17 protein-coding genes are annotated in these 18,716 nt (G+C 73.6%); 8 read left to right on the forward strand and 9 right to left on the reverse strand.

The annotated features are described in order from the left end of the window. Window positions 1–19: 19 nt before the first annotated feature. Together VIG76_RS06840 and VIG76_RS06845 are read right to left on the reverse strand one after the other, a co-directional pair. A complete protein-coding gene (locus VIG76_RS06840) occupies window positions 20–1,264 on the reverse strand; it encodes a CpaE/TadZ family protein (RefSeq protein WP_331952441.1) in 1,245 nt (414 codons plus the stop codon). Further along, entirely contained in the window at window positions 1,261–1,896 is a 636-nt protein-coding gene (locus tag VIG76_RS06845) for an SAF domain-containing protein (protein ID WP_331952443.1), read from the reverse strand. The genes VIG76_RS06840 and VIG76_RS06845 overlap by 4 nt, the downstream gene beginning before the upstream one ends. Window positions 1,897–2,023: 127 nt before the next feature. On the opposite strand from VIG76_RS06845, the gene VIG76_RS06850 reads away from it, so the two are divergent. Beyond that, entirely contained in the window at window positions 2,024–2,299 is a 276-nt protein-coding gene (locus VIG76_RS06850) for a helix-turn-helix domain-containing protein (RefSeq protein ID WP_331952445.1), read from the forward strand. An 8-nt stretch (window positions 2,300–2,307) separates the two neighbouring features. Here the strand turns inward: VIG76_RS06850 and VIG76_RS06855 are convergent, their stop codons facing one another. Continuing rightward, window positions 2,308–2,871 carry a hypothetical protein gene (locus VIG76_RS06855; RefSeq protein WP_331952447.1) on the reverse strand — a complete coding sequence of 188 codons (564 nt, stop codon included), beginning with the start codon at window positions 2,869–2,871 and terminating at the stop codon, window positions 2,308–2,310. A gap of 357 nt (window positions 2,872–3,228) precedes the next feature. On the opposite strand from VIG76_RS06855, the gene VIG76_RS06860 reads away from it, so the two are divergent. Both VIG76_RS06860 and VIG76_RS06865 read left to right on the forward strand, forming a co-directional pair. Next, window positions 3,229–3,444 carry a GNAT family N-acetyltransferase gene (locus VIG76_RS06860; RefSeq protein WP_331952475.1) on the forward strand — a complete coding sequence of 72 codons (216 nt, stop codon included), beginning with the start codon at window positions 3,229–3,231 and terminating at the stop codon, window positions 3,442–3,444. Window positions 3,445–3,578: 134 nt separating this feature from the next. Further along, window positions 3,579–4,040: an Rv3235 family protein gene (locus VIG76_RS06865; protein ID WP_331952449.1), complete on the forward strand. Its 462-nt coding sequence runs from the start codon at window positions 3,579–3,581 to the stop codon at window positions 4,038–4,040. Window positions 4,041–4,082: 42 nt separating this feature from the next. On the opposite strand, the gene secA is transcribed toward VIG76_RS06865, so the two are convergent. The 6 genes from secA to mtrA form a co-directional block, all read right to left on the reverse strand. Beyond that, window positions 4,083–6,956: a preprotein translocase subunit SecA gene (gene secA / locus VIG76_RS06870; protein WP_331952451.1), complete on the reverse strand. Its 2,874-nt coding sequence runs from the start codon at window positions 6,954–6,956 to the stop codon at window positions 4,083–4,085. Between the two features lie 113 nt (window positions 6,957–7,069). Then, on the reverse strand, window positions 7,070–7,828 hold the full coding sequence (gene hpf, locus VIG76_RS06875) for a ribosome hibernation-promoting factor, HPF/YfiA family (protein WP_331952453.1): 759 nt from the start codon (window positions 7,826–7,828) through the stop codon (window positions 7,070–7,072). A gap of 164 nt (window positions 7,829–7,992) precedes the next feature. Next, complete coding sequence (locus VIG76_RS06880; RefSeq protein ID WP_331952456.1) at window positions 7,993–8,670, reverse strand: ComF family protein; 678 nt, start codon at window positions 8,668–8,670, stop codon at window positions 7,993–7,995. An 88-nt stretch (window positions 8,671–8,758) separates the two neighbouring features. Beyond that, on the reverse strand, window positions 8,759–10,447 hold the full coding sequence (locus VIG76_RS06885) for an LpqB family beta-propeller domain-containing protein (protein WP_331952458.1): 1,689 nt from the start codon (window positions 10,445–10,447) through the stop codon (window positions 8,759–8,761). Beyond that, window positions 10,444–12,114 carry an MtrAB system histidine kinase MtrB gene (mtrB, locus tag VIG76_RS06890; protein ID WP_331952460.1) on the reverse strand — a complete coding sequence of 557 codons (1,671 nt, stop codon included), beginning with the start codon at window positions 12,112–12,114 and terminating at the stop codon, window positions 10,444–10,446. Before mtrB ends, VIG76_RS06885 begins: the two co-directional genes overlap by 4 nt. A gap of 5 nt (window positions 12,115–12,119) precedes the next feature. Further along, window positions 12,120–12,800: an MtrAB system response regulator MtrA gene (gene mtrA, locus VIG76_RS06895; protein ID WP_331952463.1), complete on the reverse strand. Its 681-nt coding sequence runs from the start codon at window positions 12,798–12,800 to the stop codon at window positions 12,120–12,122. A gap of 132 nt (window positions 12,801–12,932) precedes the next feature. On the opposite strand from mtrA, the gene VIG76_RS06900 reads away from it, so the two are divergent. The 5 genes from VIG76_RS06900 to VIG76_RS06920 all read left to right on the forward strand — a co-directional run bounded on the left by VIG76_RS06900 (window position 12,933) and on the right by VIG76_RS06920 (window position 18,414). Continuing rightward, a complete protein-coding gene (locus VIG76_RS06900; protein ID WP_331952465.1) occupies window positions 12,933–14,174 on the forward strand; it encodes a hypothetical protein in 1,242 nt (413 codons plus the stop codon). Then, window positions 14,171–14,824, forward strand: a complete 654-nt coding sequence (locus VIG76_RS06905) for a DUF4129 domain-containing protein (RefSeq protein WP_331952467.1) — start codon at window positions 14,171–14,173, stop codon at window positions 14,822–14,824. The genes VIG76_RS06900 and VIG76_RS06905 overlap by 4 nt, the downstream gene beginning before the upstream one ends. Continuing rightward, window positions 14,821–16,029, forward strand: coding sequence for a DUF4350 domain-containing protein (locus VIG76_RS06910; RefSeq protein WP_331952469.1), 1,209 nt, complete (start codon window positions 14,821–14,823; stop codon window positions 16,027–16,029). Before VIG76_RS06905 ends, VIG76_RS06910 begins: the two co-directional genes overlap by 4 nt. Beyond that, the gene (locus VIG76_RS06915) at window positions 16,026–16,979 is read left to right on the forward strand and encodes an AAA family ATPase (protein ID WP_331952471.1); all 954 of its coding nucleotides are present in this window, start codon (window positions 16,026–16,028) and stop codon (window positions 16,977–16,979) included. Before VIG76_RS06910 ends, VIG76_RS06915 begins: the two co-directional genes overlap by 4 nt. Window positions 16,980–17,082: 103 nt before the next feature. After that, window positions 17,083–18,414, forward strand: a complete 1,332-nt coding sequence (locus tag VIG76_RS06920) for a DUF58 domain-containing protein (RefSeq protein WP_331952473.1) — start codon at window positions 17,083–17,085, stop codon at window positions 18,412–18,414. Window positions 18,415–18,716: the final 302 nt, after the last annotated feature.

Raw genomic sequence — 18,716 nt, forward strand, 5'->3', positions numbered from 1 at the left:
TGGCGGACCGGTCGCGGCGTCACGCGGGCTGCGCGCGGCCGAGCCACGCCGGCCGACGGCGCGGCTCCCGGTCCGGACGCTCGGCGAGGTGGTCGGCGGTGAACCGGCGCAGCGCCGCGGTCGCCGCCGAGCGCGGTGCGGCCTCGGGCAGGCTGCGGCCGGTGAGCAGCGCCGCGTCGCAGGCCGCCGGATCGTTCGGCACCAGCGTCACGTCGTCGATCCCGCCGAAGCGCAGCAGGCTCGCGCGGATCTGCCCGGCCGGCCCGATGCCCACCGCACTCGCCCGCACCTTGCCGATCACCACCCGCACAGCGGGCGGGTCGACGAGCTCCAGCAGATCGCCGTAGGCGCGCACGAACCGCGCGAGCCCCACCGGGTCGGCCGCCCCGACGGCGACGACGGTGTCCGCGGCGCGGACCGCCGCGATGGTGGCCGCGTTGCGGCGTGGGGCGAAGAGGTCGCTCACGATCTCCTCGTCCGTCTCGAGGTTGAAGCCGGTGTCGACGATCGTGTGGTCGGCCCAGCTGCGGCAGGCGTCGAGCACCTTGGTCACTCGATCCGTGGAGAGCTCGGGCCAGCGGGAGGGCCGTCCGATGCCGGTGAGCACCGAGAAGGCCGCCCGCGAGCCGCGATGCTGCTGCGCGACCCGGTCGAGCTCGGCTCCGGTGAGCGCGCCCGCCGCGGCGAGGCGGCACGCCGCGGCCAGCCCGGGCGCCTCGTCGAAGAGCCCGAGTGCGGGTGCCACCGCCGCACCGATCGTGTCGGCGTCGACGAGCGCCACCCGCAGGCCACCCGCGGCGAGCTCTGCGGCGAGGGCGATGGCCGTGGTGGTGCACCCGGGTGCGCCGGCCGGCCCCCAGACGGCGGTGACCCTCCCCCGAGCCGCCGGCGACGCCGGATCCGGTCGGTCGACCGGCTGCGGCGTCTGCCCGCCGCGCTCCAGCCGCTCGAGCAGGAGGCGGACCTCGGCGTCGGCCGGCAGCGGATCGGGGACGCCGAGCGCGACGGCGTGCTCCCGATCGGCCGCACTGCCGGCGACGAGGACCACCGCCAGCCCGCGGGCTCGCGCCGCCGCGAGGAGTGCGCCGTCGCAGTGCCGCGGCGAGGCGCTGGCGACGAGGGCGTCGGCGTCCATCCGCTCGAGGATCGCCAGCGCCTCGGCCGCGCCGGCCGGCCGGGCCACGACGACGTGCCCCTCGTCGAGCAACTGGGGCAGCAGCCGGTCCTCGACGTGCGGCGCGAGGCTCAGCACGACGGCGGTCATCGGTGCACCGGCTGGCTGACGGCGACGGCGGAGATCCGGGCGCTGCCCGCCACGGCCTCCAGCACGGCGGCGACGTCGCCACGTGGGACCTGCAGCTCCACCGTGTTCTGCTGCGCGGCCTGCACGATGCCCTGCGGGGCGATCGTGCGCACCACGGTCGCGCCGCTGACGAGCACGACCGGCGCGCCGTACTCGGTGGTCGAACCCGTCTTCCGCGGCGCGGACCAGACGTCGACGACCGCCCCTGGGACGATCGATCCGGACAGGCGGGTGGACAGGTCGACGACGACCGACGCCACATCGACGGCGGAGGCGGAGCCCAGCGCCGAGAGCGGCACCATCTCCCCCGCCGCGATGGTGCGGGTGACCACGTACCCGTCCGCCGGCACCGGGCCGGTGAGGTAGAGCGGATCCGCGGGGCCGAGGCGCACCGGCGTGGGCACCAGGTCCGCCGCCGAGATGTGAGCGCCGGCGACGAGCGGCCCGGCCGCCCGGTAGACGGGCTCGGTGCGATTCAGGCTCTGGACGACGGCCGTGACGCCGAGCGTGGAGGCGGCGACGAGCACGAGCCCGAGCACGATCCGCGGGTCGAGTCGCAGCCGGCGCGGCAGCGGCGTCGGGAGCGTGGCCATGGCGATCCTTCCGTCCGGAACCGGAGGGCTCGATCCTCCAGCGCCGCTCCCGCGCGGCGCCGAAGTTATCCACAGCGGCCGCGGCCCTTCCTGCGAGGAGCCGACGGGCAGCGGCAGGATGCCCGTCATGACCGTGCCGCCGCCCGTCGATCAGATCGGCCGCTTCCTCACCGTCGCCGAGACGGCGGAGGTGCTGAACGTCTCGACCGCACAGGCCTACGCCCTCGTGCGGTCCGGCGAGCTGCCGGCCATCAGGATCGGCGCGGCCGGGCACTGGCGCGTGGAGCGGGTGGAGCTCGAGGCCTTCATCCAGGCCCGCTACGAGGAGGCCCGGCGCGCCGCGCACTGGCGGCAGTCGCAGTTCGAGCTCCTGCCCGAGCTGCGCACCGGCACCCTGCTCTGACGTCCGCGTCAGTCGACGCGGACGAGCAGCACCTCGGCGAGCGCGAGCACCTCGATCCGGCGCACCGAGGACGAGCGTCGCGGCTCGTCGAGCGGGTGCACCGCGAGGTCGAGGTGGTCGCGTCCGACGCGGTCGATGGTGCCGGTGACGGCGCCCGACCGCAGCCGGAGCTGCACCGGTCGCCGCCGCCGGGCGAGGTCGCGCAGCACGAACGGCAGCCCGAGCCGGTCGGTGAGGCTGCCCGGCGCCTGCTCGCGGTCCGCGGTCACCTGCTCCGGCGTCGGCAGCAGGGCGGCGACGGCGTGCAGCGGCAGCACGGCCTGGGCGCCACCGGCCAGGTCGCCGGCCACCCAGTCCCGCCCGATGGTCCGGGTCGCGATCTCGAGCACCTCGCCGTCCACGAGACGGATGCGCAGCGGCCTGCGGCTCTCCCCCATCGCGGCGATGCGGTCGCGCAGCGCACGGCGGCCGAGGCGGAGTCGCTCCTCCTCCGCGTCGCTCTCGCGCTCCTCGGCGCCGATGCCGGCCTCGAGCTGCGCCTCGAGGTCGGCGAACAGCTCGTCCCAGCGCATCCGCGCACGCTACTCACGCCCGGCGGCCGTGGCGGCGACTTCTCCACAGCGGGCGCTCCACGAAGATGCTGGGATGCCGCGCCCTCCGTCCCTCGTCGTGCGCGACGCCGATCTCGACGGCCCGGACGCGACCGCGGTGGCCGAGCTCGTCGGCGCCTACCTCGATCACACCGAGCGGGAGAAGTTCGTGCACCTGTCGGGAGGTTCGCCCGACCTCGATGTGTCGCTCCCGGCGACCTACCTCGCCGAGGTCTCCGATCCGCGATCGGCATATGCGGGATCCTCGGTCCATCTCGCGGAGCTGGACCATGTGGCCGCCGGCGTGGTCGTGGTTCGGGCTCGGCAGAGGCGACCGAGATCAAACGGCTCTGGGCGGATCCCGCCCGGCGAGGCCTCGGCGTCGGGTCGGCGCTGCTCGACACCGTGCTCGACCGGCGCACGGGGACGGTCCGCCTGTCCGTCTGGGACTGGCGGCACGACGCGGTGCGCCTGTACAAGTCGCGCGGATTCCGCCGCGTGCCGTCCTGGGACCCGAGACCTCGGCTGCTCTGCATGGAGCGCATCGCGCGATAGCGGATGCGACACCTCCGCGATTTATCCACAGATTCTTGGAATCCCTGGACGTGCCCGCCCGCGGACTGCTTGTCTGTGGCTCCACCCGGTCCGACCCAGACCGGGTACCGACCCGATCGCCCCCGGGAGCCCCGATGAGCGTCGTTCCACCACCCGTCCCCGCCAGCGAGGTCGCCCGCGCGACCGCGAGCGGCAAGCGCCTGTACGCCGTGCGCTCCGACGACTTCTTCGGCCGGCAGCCCACGTCGACCTCGCGCCTGCCGGATCCGAAGCCGCTCGTGGAGAACCTCGCCTGCAGCGTGCTCGAGGTGCTCGCCGGCGCGCGGGACCTCGAGCAGATCGCGCGGTGGATGAGCGAGGGCGTCTACAAGCACCTGCTCAAGCGCGTGGTGCTCGCCGCGCGCGGCCGGGCGGCGCGCAAGCAGCCGGCGTCGCGCCCGGCGATCCAGGTCGGCGCGACCCGCATCACGTCGCCGGCCGACGGCGTGATCGAGGCCGTCGTCATCGTGCACGGGAAGGCGCGCACCCGGGCCATCGCCATCCGCCTCGAGGGCCTCGACCAGCGCTGGCGGGCCACCGCGATCTCCGTGCTCTGACGGGTGCTGGGCCCACACACCATCGAGGAGGTGAAGATCGGGCTACTGGCCCCGGTCGGCGGCGCGGCGCTGGGCGCGGTTCTGCGGCGCGCCCGCACCCTGCTGCTGGCCGAACGCACCGCGCGGTGCGCCTGCGGCGGGACGGGTCGGGGCCTGCGGCCCGTTCCGCGACGGGCCGCGCCGGCTCGGATCGACCTGCTGGCCGTCCTCGCCGAGCAGGTCGTCGAACGACCCCTGCTGCGCCGCCGCGATCTGCGCCCGCGCCGTGGCCGCCCGCTCGAGCAGGCCGCGCTGGTTGCGCACCTCGACGCCGCCGTCGTCCGTCGGCGCGGTGAATCGCAGCGTCTCGGACGGCACGTGGCCGTCGGTGAGGCCGCGGGCGTTCACCGCCGGCTGCTGCGAGCCGACCCCGGCCGGGTTCACCTCGACCTCGAGGTTGAAGAGGAAGCCGATGGTCTCCTCGCGGATCTGCCCCATCATCGTCTGGAACAGCGAGAAGCCCTCGCGCTGGTACTCGACGAGCGGGTCGCGCTGCGCCATCGCCCGCAGGCCGATGCCGTCCTTGAGGTAGTCCATCTCGTAGAGGTGGTCGCGCCACCGCCGGTCGATGACCGACAGCACGACGCGGCGCTCGAGCTCACGCATCGCGGGCGAGCCGAGCTGCTCCTCGCGGCGGGAGTAGGCGAGCTTCGCGTCCGAGTGGATCTCCCGCTTGATGAAGTCGCGGTTGACGCGGCCGCGGCTGCCCGCCTCGGCGAGCACCTCCTCGATCGTGATGGAGATCGGGTAGAGCGTCTTCAGCTCGGCCCAGAGCGCGTCGAAGTCCCAGTCGTCGCCGGAGCCCTCGCCGGTGTGCGAGTCGATGACGTCCTCGATGACCTTCGCGAGGAAGTTCTGCACCCGCTCGTGGATGTCGTCGCCCTCGAGGATGTGCCGCCGGTCGGAGTAGATCGCCTCGCGCTGACGGTTCAGCACGTCGTCGTACTTGAGCACGTTCTTGCGGATCTCGGCGTTGCGCGCCTCGACCTGCGACTGCGCGGAGCGGATCGCGCGGGAGACGACCTTCGACTCGATCGCGAGGTCGTCCGGCACGCCGCTGCGGCCCATCAGGGCCTCGGCCGCACCGGAGTTGAACAGCCGCATGAGGTCGTCGGTGAGCGACAGGTAGAAGCGGGACTCACCCGGGTCGCCCTGGCGACCCGAGCGACCGCGCAGCTGGTTGTCGATACGCCGCGACTCGTGGCGCTCGGTGCCGAGCACGTACAGGCCACCGGCCGCGACGACGCGCTCGGCCTCCTGAGCGACCTCCGCCTTCACGGCGTCGAACACCGCATCCCACTGGGCCTCGTACTCGTCCGGGGTCTCCACCGGCGAGAGGCCCCTGGCGGACATCGCCGCGACGGCGAGGAACTCCGCGTTGCCGCCGAGCATGATGTCGGTGCCGCGGCCGGCCATGTTCGTGGCGACCGTGACGGATCCGTACCGGCCCGCCTGCGCGATGATCGCGGCCTCACGGGCGTGGTTCTTCGCGTTCAGCACCTCGTGCTTCACGCCCTTGCGGGCGAGGAGCTTCGACAGGTATTCGCTCTTCTCGACGCTCGTCGTGCCGACGAGCACCGGCTGACCCGCCTGGTGCCGCCGCGTGATGTCCTCGACGACCTGCGCGAACTTCGCCTGCTCGTTCTTGTAGATGAGGTCCGACTGGTCGATGCGCTGCATCGGGCGGTTCGTCGGGATGGGGACGACGCCGAGCTTGTAGGTCGACATGAACTCCGCCGCCTCGGTCTCGGCGGTGCCGGTCATGCCGGACAGCTTCTTGTAGAGGCGGAAGTAGTTCTGCAGCGTGACGGTCGCGTAGGTCTGGTTCTCGGCCTTGACCTGGACGTTCTCCTTGGCCTCGATGGCCTGGTGGATGCCCTCGTTGTAGCGGCGGCCGACGAGGATGCGGCCGGTGTGCTCGTCGACGATGAGCACCTCGCCGTTCATCACGACGTAGTCCTTGTCGCGCTTGAACAGGGCGGTGGCCTTGATCGCGTTGTTGAGGAAGGAGATCAGGGGCGTGTTCGCCGACTCGTAGAGGTTGTCGATGCCGAGGTAGTCCTCGACCTTCTCGATGCCGGGCTCGAGCACGCCGACGGTGCGCTTCTTCTCGTCGACCTCGAAGTCGACGCCGGGCTGCAGGCGCCGCGCGAGCGACGCGAACTCGGTGAACCAGCGGTTCGCCTCGCCCGACGCGGCGCCCGAGATGATCAGCGGGGTGCGGGCCTCGTCGATGAGGATCGAGTCCACCTCGTCGACGATCGCGAAGTAGTGGCCGCGCTGCACGAGCTCGGCGGGCTGCCACGCCATGTTGTCGCGGAGGTAGTCGAAGCCGAACTCGTTGTTCGTGCCGTACGTGATGTCGGCCTGGTACTGCTCGCGACGCTGCTCGGGGGTCTGGCCGGACAGGATCACGCCGGTCGTCATGCCGAGGGCGCGGAAGACGCGGCCCATCAGCTCCGACTGGTACGAGGCGAGGTAGTCGTTCACCGTCACGACGTGCACGCCGCGCGACGCGATCGCGTTCAGGTAGGCGGGCATGGTGGCGACCAGGGTCTTGCCCTCGCCGGTCTTCATCTCCGCGATGTTGCCGAGGTGGAGGGCGGCGCCGCCCATGACCTGCACGTCGAAGGGCCGCAGGCCGATCGTGCGCGCAGCCGCCTCGCGGACCGCGGCGAACGCCTCCGGCAGCAGGTCATCGAGGCTCTCCCCGTTCGCGTACCGCTCGCGCAGCTCCACGGTCTCGTTGCGGAGCTCCTCGTCGGTGACGTGACGGAAGTCCTCCTCGAGGCTGTTGACCTGGCCGACGATGCGCTGGAGCCGGCGGAGGATGCGACCTTCACCGACGCGGAGCGCCTTCTCGAGCACCGAAGCCACACGATCTCCTGACGGTCGGGCGTGCGTGATCAACCGTCAACGGTACAGCCCTGGCGCGGAGCGGCCGGTCAGGCCGCGGACGAATGTGCCCGCGGCCCGGCCGATCTTCGGGTTCAGCCCGCCGTCGCCTCCTGCAGGTCGCGGGAGCCGGCCGAGAGCGACGCCCCGGCGCCCGCCGGCTCGGCATCGTCGGCGTCCGAGCCGTCGAGGGCGATCACGCCGTAGTTCCAGCCGATCCGGCGGTAGACGACGCTCGGGGCGTTCGTCTCTTTGTCGACGAAGAGGTAGAAGTCGTGGCCGACGAGCTCCATCCGGTAGAGCGCGTCGTCGACGGTGATCGGCTCGGCCGGGAAGCTCTTCCGGCGGATGACCATCGGGCTGCGGTCCTCATCGGCGCCGTTCGGTCCGTACTCGTCCCCCGGCTCCTCGTCCGTCGGGAGGGTCGCCGGCTGCTGGCCGCCGGTCTCGGCCCAGATCATCGAGTCCCCGTCGGCGGGCACCACGGCCGCCTCGGCGAACCCGTCGGCGCTCGCCTTCCGCAGGCTGGTCATCCGGTCGCCGTGGCCGCGATGCACCTTCTTGCGGTCCTTCGCCCTTCGGATGCGCTCCATCAGCTTGGCGAGCGCGGCGTCGAAGGCCGCGAACTTGTCGGCTCCGTCGGCCTCGGCCCGCACCACGGGTCCGGGACCGATCAGGGTCATCTCCACTCGGTCGTCGCCGGCGGTGCCGTTCGTCTCGTGATGACGGCAGAGCCGGATCTCGAGGGCGAGCGCGCGGTCCGCGAGGTTCGCGACCCGGTCCGCCTTCTCCTCCGCGTAGGAACGGAACTGCTCCGTGATCCCCACGTTGCGGCCGATGAGCGTGATGTCCATGCCGTTGCTCCCTAGGCTCAGGCGCGCCGCCCTGCGTCTCCCTGCAGGTCGCCGGCCATGAGCTGGCGGCCCGTCTCCCAGGGCCCCGAACGGTCTTCCGTTACGCCGTAGACGCACACTAGACACTCGGGCTTCGCTTTGTCTGCCTTTCTCGGCGACCCGGCTCAGCTCCTCACGGATCGCACAGGTGTGCTGGCGACGGTGACCGCGCCCAGGACCGTGCCGCCCGCAGCGCGAACCGCCCTCGCCGCCTCGAGGAGCGTCGACCCGGTGGTGACCACGTCGTCGACGAGCAGCACGCGGGCGCCCGCGGAAGGCAGGCTCCGCATGCTGCCCGCGGCGTTGGCCTGCCGCTCGGCGCGGCCCAGCTCGCGTTGATCGGCGCCGCGCCGCTGGAGGCGCAGCAGCCGGCGGGAGGGCAGCCCGGCGCGGCGGAGCACGACGCGGACCGGGTCGTAGCCCCGGTCCCGGGTCGAGCGGATCGTGGACGGCATGGGCACGAGCTCGGGCGGGGCGTCGAGCCCCTGCACCGCGAGCGCCAGCGCCGACAGGAGCGCTGCGGCCAGCGGCGGCCCGTGCTCGGTGCGGCCGTCGTTCTTGAACGCCAGCAGCACCGCGCGAGCCACGCCGTCGTAGGCGAGGCCGCTGACGACAGGCAGCGGCGGCGCACCCACCAGCCGCTGCACCGGCTCCGGCGCCAGGGTGAGCCGGCAGTCCGAGCAGATCGGCGGCCCGATCGCACCGCATCCGGTGCAGGGCACCGGGAGGACCAGCTCCTGCAGGGCGCCGAGCAGCGCGGCGGCCCGGTCGCGGATGGCGGCGCGCGGGGGGATGTCGGTCATCCCCGCAGGATGGCCCGCCGTCCGATGCCGGGCGGGCTGCCTCGGCGGCTCCGGCTCGGCGGCAGCGCCGCAGGCCCCTGGGGAGGAGTCAGCGCTGCACGAACAGCACGTCGGCGGTGCCGGCGGGATCCGCCGTCTGCCACACCGTCCCCGACACCTCGGCGATGGCGCTGTTCTCCAGCCGCGCCCGCAGGTCCTCCAGCTTCGAGGTGCCGACGATCGAGACCGCCGTCGAGAGGCGGCCCGCGCCGCTCGACAGGCCGCCGAGCTGCTGCAGCGAGACGCTGTCCCCGGTGTCGTCCTGGGTGAGCACCGCGACGGACGAGCCGACCGGATCCACCCATGTGGCGTCGACCGCGGGGTTCGTCGTCGCCGGCACGGCGACGGAGTACCGGGCCGCGGTCAGCCCGAGCGGCGTGCCCGCGCTGTCGCGGATGATCCCGGCGACGAATGCGGTCGGTCCCGCCTGATCCTGGCCGAGCACCAGCATCCGCGTGCCGTCGCGCGACGCCTCGATCGCGAGGATCTCGACCATCCCCGAGATGCCGGCCGAGAAGGGCACCGTCCGGCCACGGCTGTCCACGACCTTCCACGCGGCGGGATCGGCCATCGGCACGGAGTACGTCCAGTCGTGGGCGTCCAGCGTCGGCTCGATGAGCCCCGACCGCCCGTCGACCGGCGTCGTCCTGCTCGGCGTGACGACCGCGACGCCCCTCCCGGTGAGCACCGCGGCGATCTTCCGGCTCACCGCCACCGTGCCGCCGATCGGCTTCGCGGCGGCGATCTGCTTCCCGAGCACCGGCTCCGGCTTGAGGGTGGAGTTCGCCGCCAGGTAGCCGACCGTGCTGCCCTGCATCACGAGGGCGTTGAGGTTCGGACCGGCCGCGGGTGGGAGCAGGGGCGCGGGGCGCGGCGTCCCGTCGATCGCGACCTGCACCTGCTGGACGCCCTTGAGGCTCTGCAGCGAGTCGGTGAGCTGCTGCCGCATCCGGCGCAGCGTGCTGAGCGACGGGGTCAGATCCCCGGAGTGCAGGTCGACGGTGGCGACCCCCTGGGCCACCTCCACCGAGCGCACGGTGGTCCCCTCCGGGAAGGCGGTAGCGGTCACCGGCTGCGCGATGGGGCCCGACGGCCCGGCGAGCAGGGCCCGCACGACGCTCGTCGCGGCCCGCACGACGCCCTTCGTGGTGATGGCGGATGCGGGGAACCAGCGGAGGTCGGGCACCGGCTGCGTCCAGGTCGGGTCGAAGAAGTAGACGGGCCGCGCGGAGAAGAGGCTGCCGAAGTAGTTCGTGCCGAGCACGATGCCGTCCGGGGTCGCGGCGATCCGCCACTCCCCGTCGACCTTCACGAGCTCGAACCCCACGGTCTTGGTCCTCGGCGTCGGGTAGCTCGTGTAGACGCCGTCGGCGTCCACCTCCGCGGTGGTCGGCACCGTGACGGTGATCGAGGTGTCCGACACCGTCTTCAGCTGCCAGGCCTGGTCGTGGATGAGCACCCGGCCCCCCGGCTTCCAGCGCTTCGACAGCGCCGGCGTCAGGAACTCGCGGGCCACGGCGTAGTCGCTCTGCTGCCCGGTGGCGGCGGTGATGAACCCCTGCACGATGTCCGTCTGCGAGGCGCCGGGCGCCGGCTCGTAGGGCACGAGGACGACGTCCTGGTTCTTCACGTCCTGCGTCGGCCCCAGCTGGACCTTGCCGGAGGTGGGGATGTCGGAGCAGCCGGCGAGCAGCAGCACCGCGGCCGCGAGGAGCGCGGCGGTCGCGCGCCGGATCATCGGCGCACCACCGGGATGCGTCCGGTCGGCGGACGGTTCAGCGCCGCGTCCGAGGTGGAGGGGAACGCGTCCGACGGCTCCAGGGGCACGGGGCGCCCGGTCATCTGCCCGTCCGGCTTGCGGGGCAGGGTGAGGACGAAGTTCGTGCCGTCCCCCTCGCGGCTCCACACCTCGAGGCTGCCGCCGTGCAGCAGCGCGTCCTCGAGGCTGATCGCGAGGCCGAGGCCGGTGCCGCCGATGCGGCGCTGCCGCGACGGGTCCGCGCGCCAGAACCGGTCGAAGACGCGGTCCGCGTGGTGCTGGGGCATGCCGGCGCCGTGGTCGCGGACACCGAGGCCCACCGCGGTGGCCGAGCTGTCGACGGTGACGACGATGGGGCGCCCGTCGCCGTGCTCGATGGCGTTCGCGAGCAGGTTCCGCAGGATGCGCTCGATGCGGCGGGAGTCGACCTCGACCTCGACATGACCGCCCGGCGTCACGAGCCGCACCGGGGTGCCCATCTCCTCGGCGAGGCCGCCGAGGGAGTCGATGGCCTCCCGAGCGAGGTCGACGAGGTTCGTCGGCTCGCCGCTCACATCCGCCGCCTGCGCATCCATCCGGCTGATCTCGAGCAGGTCGGCGAGCAGCGCCTCGAAGCGCTCGACCTGGGCGCGCAGCAGCTCCGCGGAGCGCGCCGCGGGCGGGTCGAGCGCGTCCCGGCCGTCGTAGAGCACGTCGCTCGCGAGGCGGATCGTCGTCAGCGGCGTGCGGAGCTCGTGCGAGACGTCGGAGACGAAGCGCTGCTGCACCCGCGACAGGTTCGCGAGCTGCGTGATCTGCCGCTGCAGACCGTCCGCCATCCGGTTGAACGAGCGGGCGAGCGTCGCGACCACGTCCTCGCCGCGTTCGGGGATGCGCTTCTCCAGGTTGCCGTCCGCGAGCTCCTCCGACACGAGCGCCGCCTCCTTGATCGGGCGGACGACGAGGGAGGCGACCACGGTCGTGACCCCGCCGATCAGCAGCAGCAGCGCGATGCCGCCGATCAGCAGCGTGCGCTGCACGAAGTCGAGGGTGGACTGCACGTCGGAGAGGTCGAAGACGAGGTAGAGCTCGTAGCGCGCACCGCCGACCTGCAGCGGCTGGCCGACGACCACGCCCGGACGGGTCACGCCGGGGCCGGAGGGCAGCGCGACGGGCTGCCAGTGCTGCCCGGTGGCGGTCGACTCGACCGCCTTCGCGAGCTCAGGGGAGATCACCGCCTCGACGCCGCTCGAGCTGAAGGTGCTCGGCAGCGCCACCGCACCCGACTGGTTGGGGCTCGTCCGCCAGGCGAACCCGTTCGGCGTCGCGGCCGTGCGCACCTGCTCGAGCGCGTTCTGCTGCAGCACGCCGAGCGTGGTCGGGTCGTAGGCGGTCGCGGTGCCGAGCACCTTCTGCGCGGCCGTCGCGGCGCGGGCGGATGCGGCGAGCACCTGGTTCACGCGCTCGGTGTAGAGCCCGTTGGAGATGCTGACCGAGAGCACGCCGCCGACGACGACGAGCGCGATCGTGCTGAGCAGCACGGTCACGACGACGGTGCGCACGCGCAGCGAGCGTCGCCACACCCGCACCGGAGCGGTCGCCGCCCGCCGTGCCTGCAGCAGGCGGACGCCGGGCAGTGGCCGCCGGGCGGGGTCGCCGTCCGACATCGGCGTCAGACGGCCGCGCCCGCGCGGTAGCCGACGCCGCGGACGGTGGTGACGATCCGCGGGTTCTCGGGGTCCTGCTCGACCTTCGCGCGGAGGCGCTGCACGTGCACGTTCACGAGGCGGGTGTCCGCCTTGTAGTGGTAGCCCCACACCTGCTCGAGCAGCATCTCGCGGGTGAAGACCTGGTGCGGCTTCGCGGCGAGCGTGTGGAGGAGGTCGAACTCGAGCGGCGTCAGCTGGATCTGGGTCTCGCCGCGGAGCACCTCGTGGCCGGCCGCGTCGACGACGAGGTCGCCGATGCGGAGCCGGTTGCCCGTCGCGGATGTCAAGGGGCGCAGCCGCGTGCGGATGCGGGCGACGAGCTCCTTCGGGTCGAACGGCTTCACGATGTAGTCGTCGGCACCGGACTCGAGGCCGAGCACGACATCCGTCGTGTCCGACTTCGCGGTGAGCATGATCACCGGCACGCCGCTCTCGGCCCGGATCGCGCGGCAGACCTCGATGCCGTCGACGCCCGGCAGCATGAGATCGAGCAGCACGAGGTCGGGCTTCGACGCGCGGAACGCGGCGACGGCCCGGCTGCCGTCCGCGCAGAAGGCGGGGTCGAAGCCCTCGGTGCGCAGGACGATGCCGATCATCTCGGCCAGCGCCGTGTCGTCGTCGACCACGAGGATGCGCCCGCTCATGCCTGAGTACTCCTTGAGCCGCTTCGCGCTCGGGTGCGCGGAAGTGCCGCAAGCGTAATGCCTCGGGGATGATTCGACGGGTATCTCGCCCGCCTCCGACGGCCGGATGGCTCGACGTGCGAGAGTTGCGTCATGGCTGATCAGGGGGACGAATGGGCGTCGCCGTCGGGTGACCGCGCTGCGGAGGGGGCTCGTCCCGCCCCTGAGCAGCCGCCGCGGTACGGCGAGCGGATCCCCGGCTGGACACCTCCCGCGGAGCCCGTTCCGTCCGCCGCGCCGGGCGGCTCCGCGCAGCCGGGCGGGTACGCCGCCCCGGGCGCCTCTCCCCAGCCGGGCGCCTACCCGCAGCCAGGCGCCGGCTACACGCCGCCGCCGAAGCCGGGGCTCATCCCCCTGCATCCGCTCTCGTTCGGCGAGCTGCTCGGCGCCTCGTTCGGCGTGCTGCGCTACAACACCCGGGCCACGGTCCTCCCGACGCTGCTCATCAACGTGATCCAGGTCGTCGTCTCGCTCGGCCTGTTCGGCGTCATCGGCTTCTCGGCCTACGACCGCATCTCGCACGCGAGCGACGCGAACCGCGGCGCGATCATCGCCGGCAGCATCGCCGAGGGCGCACTCGGCGGCCTCGTGATCGCCGCGATCTCCGTCTTCGGCACCGCGATCCTGCAGGGGATGCTCGTGCTCGTCGTCGCGCGCGGCGCCCTCGGCGAGCGGCCGCGCGCCGGCGAGGCGCTGCGCAGGGCCATGAGGTCGTTCTGGCCGCTCGTCGGGTTCGGTGTGCTCGTCGCCGCCGTCGAGATCGTCGCGATCCTCGTGCTCGTGCTGCTCGTCGTCGGGGTCGCCGGAGCGGGCAGCGTCGGGCTCGCCCTCGCGATCCTGATCGGCGTCCTCGGCGGCCTCGGCTACCTCGTCGCGGCCGGCTTCCTGATCGTGAAGCTCGCGACGGTGCCGTCCGCGATCGTGCTCGAGCGGCTCGGCGTCTTCGCGGCCATCGGCCGCTCCTGGACGCTGCTGCGCGGCGCGTTCTGGAAGACCTTCGGGATCTTCGCGCTGCTGCTCGTCATCATCTACTTCGCCAGCCAGCTGGTGAGCGTGCCGTTCAGCTTCCTCGGCACCGCCATCGGCGGCCTCCTGTTCCCGGACGCGGGCAGCGGCAGCACCGATCCGACGACCGCGATCCCGGTCCTCCTCATCACGACGGTTCCGGCGGCGATCCTCTCCACGATCGTGCAGGGCATCGGGCAGATCGCGCAGGTGTCGGCGTTCGCGCTCGTCTACCTCGACCGGCGGATCCGGCGCGAGGGGCTCGACCTCGACCTCCAGCGGGCCGTCGAGCAGGGCGGCGCGGATCCGTTCGAGCCGGCGCCGCGGTGATCGGGGGCCTCGCGACCGTTCCGGTGCAGCCGGACGGCCACACGGCGCAGCAGTGGCTCGTCCAGGAGCTGCAGAAGGCGCCGTACCAGGACGCCAAGCCCACCCTCTTCGACCTCGTGTCGCAGGCGGTGCTGCAGTGGTTCCAGAGCCTCTTCACCCAGAAGAACGCGGTGGCGCCGCCCGTGCTGCTCGTCGCGGCGCTGGTCGTCGTGGTCGCGCTGATCGTGGCCGCGCTGCTGCTGTTCGGGGTGCCCCGGCTGAACCGGCGCAGCCGGGTGGCGGGCACCCTCTTCGGTGACGACGACCGCCGCTCCGCCGACGAGCTGCGGCGCTCCGCCGCGGCCGCCCTCGCCGCCGGCGACTGGTCGGCCGCGGTGCTCGAGCGCTTCCGCGGCCTCGCCAGGGGGCTGGACGAGCGCACCGTGCTGACCGTCTTCCCCGGAACGACCGCGAGCGGGTTCGCGGATCGCGCGGCGCGCGCGTTCCCGGACGAGCGGCCGGCTCTCGCCGCCGCGGCGACGGTGTTCGACGACGTCCGCTACGCCGACCGCGCCGCGACCCGCGACGAGGCCGAGACGATCGCCGGGCTCGACGAGCGGCTCATGACGGCGCGGCCGCTGCTCGAGGACGCGGCGGCCCTCCCCCGATGACGATGCCGGACGCGACGCCGTCGGCCACCCCGACGCTGCGCCAGACCGCCGCCCGCCTGCGCTTCGCCGGCATCTCCGCGGTCGTCGTGATCGGGCTCGCCCTCATCGGCCTGATCTCCGCCGGCGGCGTGCACACGGGCACGGCGTTCGGCCCCGACAACCCGGCTCCGGCCGGCGCGCAGGCGCTGCGGTCAGTGCTCGAGCAGCAGGGCGTGGCGGTGAATCGGGTCAGCCGCCTCGCGGACGTGCCGCAGGGCGACGAGACCCTGCTCGTCGACGACACCGACGGCATCCTCCCCGTCGCCTCCTGGCGCTCGCTGCTCACCCGTGCCCCGCGGCTCGTCGTCGTGCAGCCCGGCGTCGTGTCGCTCGGCGTCGTGCTGCCGTCCGCGCGCACCGCGGGCACCCCCGACGCCTCGACCGCATCCGCCGGCTGCTCGCTCGCGGCCGCCGAGCGCGCCGGGACGATGGACCTCGCCGACGTGACCTCGTCCCTCCGCGTGGTCGGGGGCGGCGGCACCGTGTGCTTCGCGGACGGCGCGGGCGCCGGGCAGCTCGTCGAGGGGCGCAACGGCGGCACCGACGTGACGCTGCTCGCGAGCGCCACCGCGTTCGACAACGGGCACATCAGCGCCTCGGGCAACGCCGCCGTCGCGCTGAACGCGCTCGGCGCCTCGCCGAAGCTGGTCTGGTACCGGCCGGATCCGCTCGATCCCGGGATCGGCGGCCACGTCACGCTGCAGCAGCTGACGCCGCCGTGGGTCACCCCACTCGTGCTGCTGCTGTTCGCGAGTGGGATCGCCGCGGCGCTCTGGCGCGGCCGGCGACTCGGCCCGCTCGTCGTCGAGCGGCTGCCGGTCGTCGTCCGCTCGCGGGAGACCGTCGAGGGCCGCGCCCGCCTCTACCAGCGCACCGGCGCCCGGCTGCGGGCCGCGGATGCGCTGCGGATCGGCGCGATCGGCCGCCTCGCCCCGACCCTCGGGCTGTCGCGACTCGCGACGGTCGAGGAGGTCGCGACCGCCGCCGCATCCGCACTCGGACGCCCGCGCGGCGAGATCCGCGCCCTGCTCCTCGACACGCAGCCCGGCAGCGACGCCGACCTCGTGCGCCTCTCCGACGACCTCGCGCGGCTGGAGGCGGCGGTCACCGCCGCCGTCCGGCCCGACGCCCCACGATCCGCCCCGACGAACGGAGCCCCCAGATGACCGACGACCTCCGCATCCGCCTCGCCGCCGTCCGCACGGAGGTGGGCAAGGCCGTGGTCGGGCAGGACTCGGCCGTCACCGGCCTGATCATCGCGCTGCTCGCGCGCGGGCACGTGCTGCTGGAGGGTGTGCCCGGCGTCGCGAAGACGCTGCTCGTGCGCTCCCTGTCGGCATCGCTCGCGCTGCAGACCACGCGCGTGCAGTTCACGCCCGACCTCATGCCGGGCGACGTGACGGGCTCGACCGTGTTCGACGCGAGCACCGGCAAGTTCGACTTCCGCGCCGGCCCCGTGTTCACGAACCTGCTGCTCGCGGACGAGATCAACCGCACGCCGCCGAAGACGCAGTCGGCGCTGCTCGAGGCGATGGAAGAGCGGCAGGTCACGGTCGACGGCGTCTCGCGGAAGCTGCCGGAGCCGTTCCTCGTCGCCGCCACCCAGAACCCGGTCGAGTACGAGGGCACCTACACGCTGCCCGAGGCGCAGCTCGACCGCTTCCTCATGAAGCTGGTGCTCGACCTGCCGCCTCGCGAGCAGGAGGTGGAGGTGCTGAGCCGCCATGCCGGCGGCTTCGACCCACGCGATCTCGCGGGCGCCGGCATCCGTCCCGTGCTGCGGCCGGAGGACCTCGTGGCGGCCCGGGCCGCGGTGCGGCAGGTGCAGGCGACCCCGGATGTGCTCGGCTACGTCGTCGACCTCGTGCGCGGCACCCGCAACGCCCCGAGCGTGCAGCTCGGCGTCTCGCCGCGTGGCGCGACCGCGCTGCTCGCCGCGTCCCGGGCGTGGGCGTGGCTGCGCGGGGCGCCGGCCCTCACGCCCGACCACGTGCAGGACATGGCCCTGCCGGTGCTGCGGCACCGCATCCGCCTCCGGCCCGAGGCGGAGCTCGAGGGCGTCTCGGTCGACGCGGTGCTGCGCAGCGTGATCGCGAACGTGCAGGTCCCCCTGTGACGCTCCCCACCCCTCGGCTGTTGCCACTTTCTGCGACCTTGAGCGCCTCAAGGTCGCAGAAAGTGGCAACCCCCGGGTCTGTGAGCGGCGCGAGGCGTGCGCTGTGGTGATCACCGGGCGGGTGCCGCTGCTGCTGCTCGTCGGGATCGTGCCGCTGATCGTGCTCGGCGGCTTCGGCGCCTCGTGGGCCGTGGGCACGCTGCTCGTGTGGCTCGCGCTCGTGGTGCTGCTCGTCGTGCTCGACGTCGCGGTCGCCGCCTCGCCGCGACGGATGCGCGTGGAGCGGGAGCTGCCGGATGCGGTCCGCCTCGGCGAGCCCGTCGGCGCCACGCTGCTGCTCACGAACCTCGGAAGCAGCCGGATCCACGGACTCGTCCGGGACGCCTGGACGCCGTCCGCCGGCGCCGCCCCGAACCGGTGGCCGCTCGATCTGCCGGCCGGTGAACGCCGCGCCTTCCCGACCACGCTGACGCCCACCCGGCGCGGCGAGCGCCGCAGCGAGCAGGTGACCGTGCGGTCGCTCGGCCCGCTGCGGGTCGCCGGACGCCAGGCGACGCTCGTCGCGCCCGGCGCCGTCCGCGTGCTGCCGCCCTTCAACTCGCGGCGGCACCTGCCCTCGCGGCTCGCACGGCTGCGCGAGCTCGACGGCCGCACGCTGCTGCAGGTGCGTGGGCAGGGCACCGAGTTCGACTCGCTGCGGGAGTACGTGCGCGGCGACGACGTGCGCTCCATCGACTGGCGCGCCACCGCCCGCAGCTCGGCGTTGCCCGGCGCCGGGCAGCGGCTCATGGTGCGCACCTGGCGCCCGGAGCGCGACCGCCGGGTGGTCGTCGTCGTGGACTCCGGACGCACCGCCGCCGCCCGCATCGCCGATGAGACCCGGCTCGACACCGCGTTCGAGTCGACGCTGCTGCTCACCGCCCTCGCGACACGGGCCGGCGACCGGGTGGACCTGCTCGTCTGGGACCGCCGCGTGCGGGCGCGCGTGCATGACGCATCCTCGGCCGAGGTGCTGCACCGGATGGTCGAGGCGATGGCGCCGGTCGAGCCGGAGCTGCTCGAGACGGACTGGAGGTCGGTGCCCGGCCAGATCCGCGCCCTCACGCACCAGCACGCCTTCGTCGTGCTCGTGACCTCGCTCGAGGGCGCCGGCAGCGCCCGCGGGCTGCTCACGACCCTGCCGCAGCTCACCCGCCGGCACACCGTGGTGATCGCGTCGGTCGCGGATCCCGCGGTGGTCAGCATGACGACGGACCGCGGCGATCGCGACGCGGTCTACCTGGCCGCCGCCGCCGAGCGGAGTCTGCTCGAGACCGCGCGCCTCGCCTCCGCGGCACGGCGGATGGGGGCGGACGTCGTCTCGGCGCCGCCCGCGGACCTGCCGCCCGCGCTCGCGGACCGCTACCTCGCGCTGAAGGCCGCCGGCCGCCTCTGACGCGGCCTCCCCCGCCTCTGAGGCGGCCCTGGCCCGCGTCTGCGGTCCGCACGGACAACTGTGGCCGCTGCAGCAGCCACAGTTGTCCGTGCGGACAGCACTCCCGCTTGGGCTCGGCCGCGTGTATGCCTGGCGGCGGTTGTGCGGAGCGGCGGTTCTGCGGGGCGGTTACGCGGGTGGGGTCAGGACGGTGCGCTCGGTGACGACGAGCATCGATCGCGGCGGCGTGCTGCCGGTGACCGCGCCGACGACCGGGAGCCATGGCCCAGCTCCGACGCGGTACTCGGCGGAGTAGATCACCT

The sequence above is a fragment of the Amnibacterium sp. genome, from assembly GCF_036559085.1.
GTDB lineage: Bacteria > Actinomycetota > Actinomycetes > Actinomycetales > Microbacteriaceae > Amnibacterium.

Coding starts and splice junctions, on each gene's coding strand:
- VIG76_RS06880 (WP_331952456.1), bottom strand. CDS start 8,670: ATGACCGACATCCCCCCGCGCGCCGCCATCCGCGACCGGGCCGCCGCG.
- mtrB (WP_331952460.1), bottom strand. CDS start 12,114: ATGTCGGACGGCGACCCCGCCCGGCGGCCACTGCCCGGCGTCCGCCTG.
- VIG76_RS06910 (WP_331952469.1), top strand. CDS start 14,821: ATGACGATGCCGGACGCGACGCCGTCGGCCACCCCGACGCTGCGCCAG.
- VIG76_RS06855 (WP_331952447.1), bottom strand. CDS start 2,871: ATGCGCTGGGACGAGCTGTTCGCCGACCTCGAGGCGCAGCTCGAGGCC.
- hpf (WP_331952453.1), bottom strand. CDS start 7,828: ATGGACATCACGCTCATCGGCCGCAACGTGGGGATCACGGAGCAGTTC.
- VIG76_RS06885 (WP_331952458.1), bottom strand. CDS start 10,447: ATGATCCGGCGCGCGACCGCCGCGCTCCTCGCGGCCGCGGTGCTGCTG.
- VIG76_RS06865 (WP_331952449.1), top strand. CDS start 3,579: ATGAGCGTCGTTCCACCACCCGTCCCCGCCAGCGAGGTCGCCCGCGCG.
- VIG76_RS06900 (WP_331952465.1), top strand. CDS start 12,933: ATGGCTGATCAGGGGGACGAATGGGCGTCGCCGTCGGGTGACCGCGCT.
- mtrA (WP_331952463.1), bottom strand. CDS start 12,800: ATGAGCGGGCGCATCCTCGTGGTCGACGACGACACGGCGCTGGCCGAG.
- VIG76_RS06915 (WP_331952471.1), top strand. CDS start 16,026: ATGACCGACGACCTCCGCATCCGCCTCGCCGCCGTCCGCACGGAGGTG.
- VIG76_RS06850 (WP_331952445.1), top strand. CDS start 2,024: ATGACCGTGCCGCCGCCCGTCGATCAGATCGGCCGCTTCCTCACCGTC.
- VIG76_RS06845 (WP_331952443.1), bottom strand. CDS start 1,896: ATGGCCACGCTCCCGACGCCGCTGCCGCGCCGGCTGCGACTCGACCCG.
- VIG76_RS06840 (WP_331952441.1), bottom strand. CDS start 1,264: ATGACCGCCGTCGTGCTGAGCCTCGCGCCGCACGTCGAGGACCGGCTG.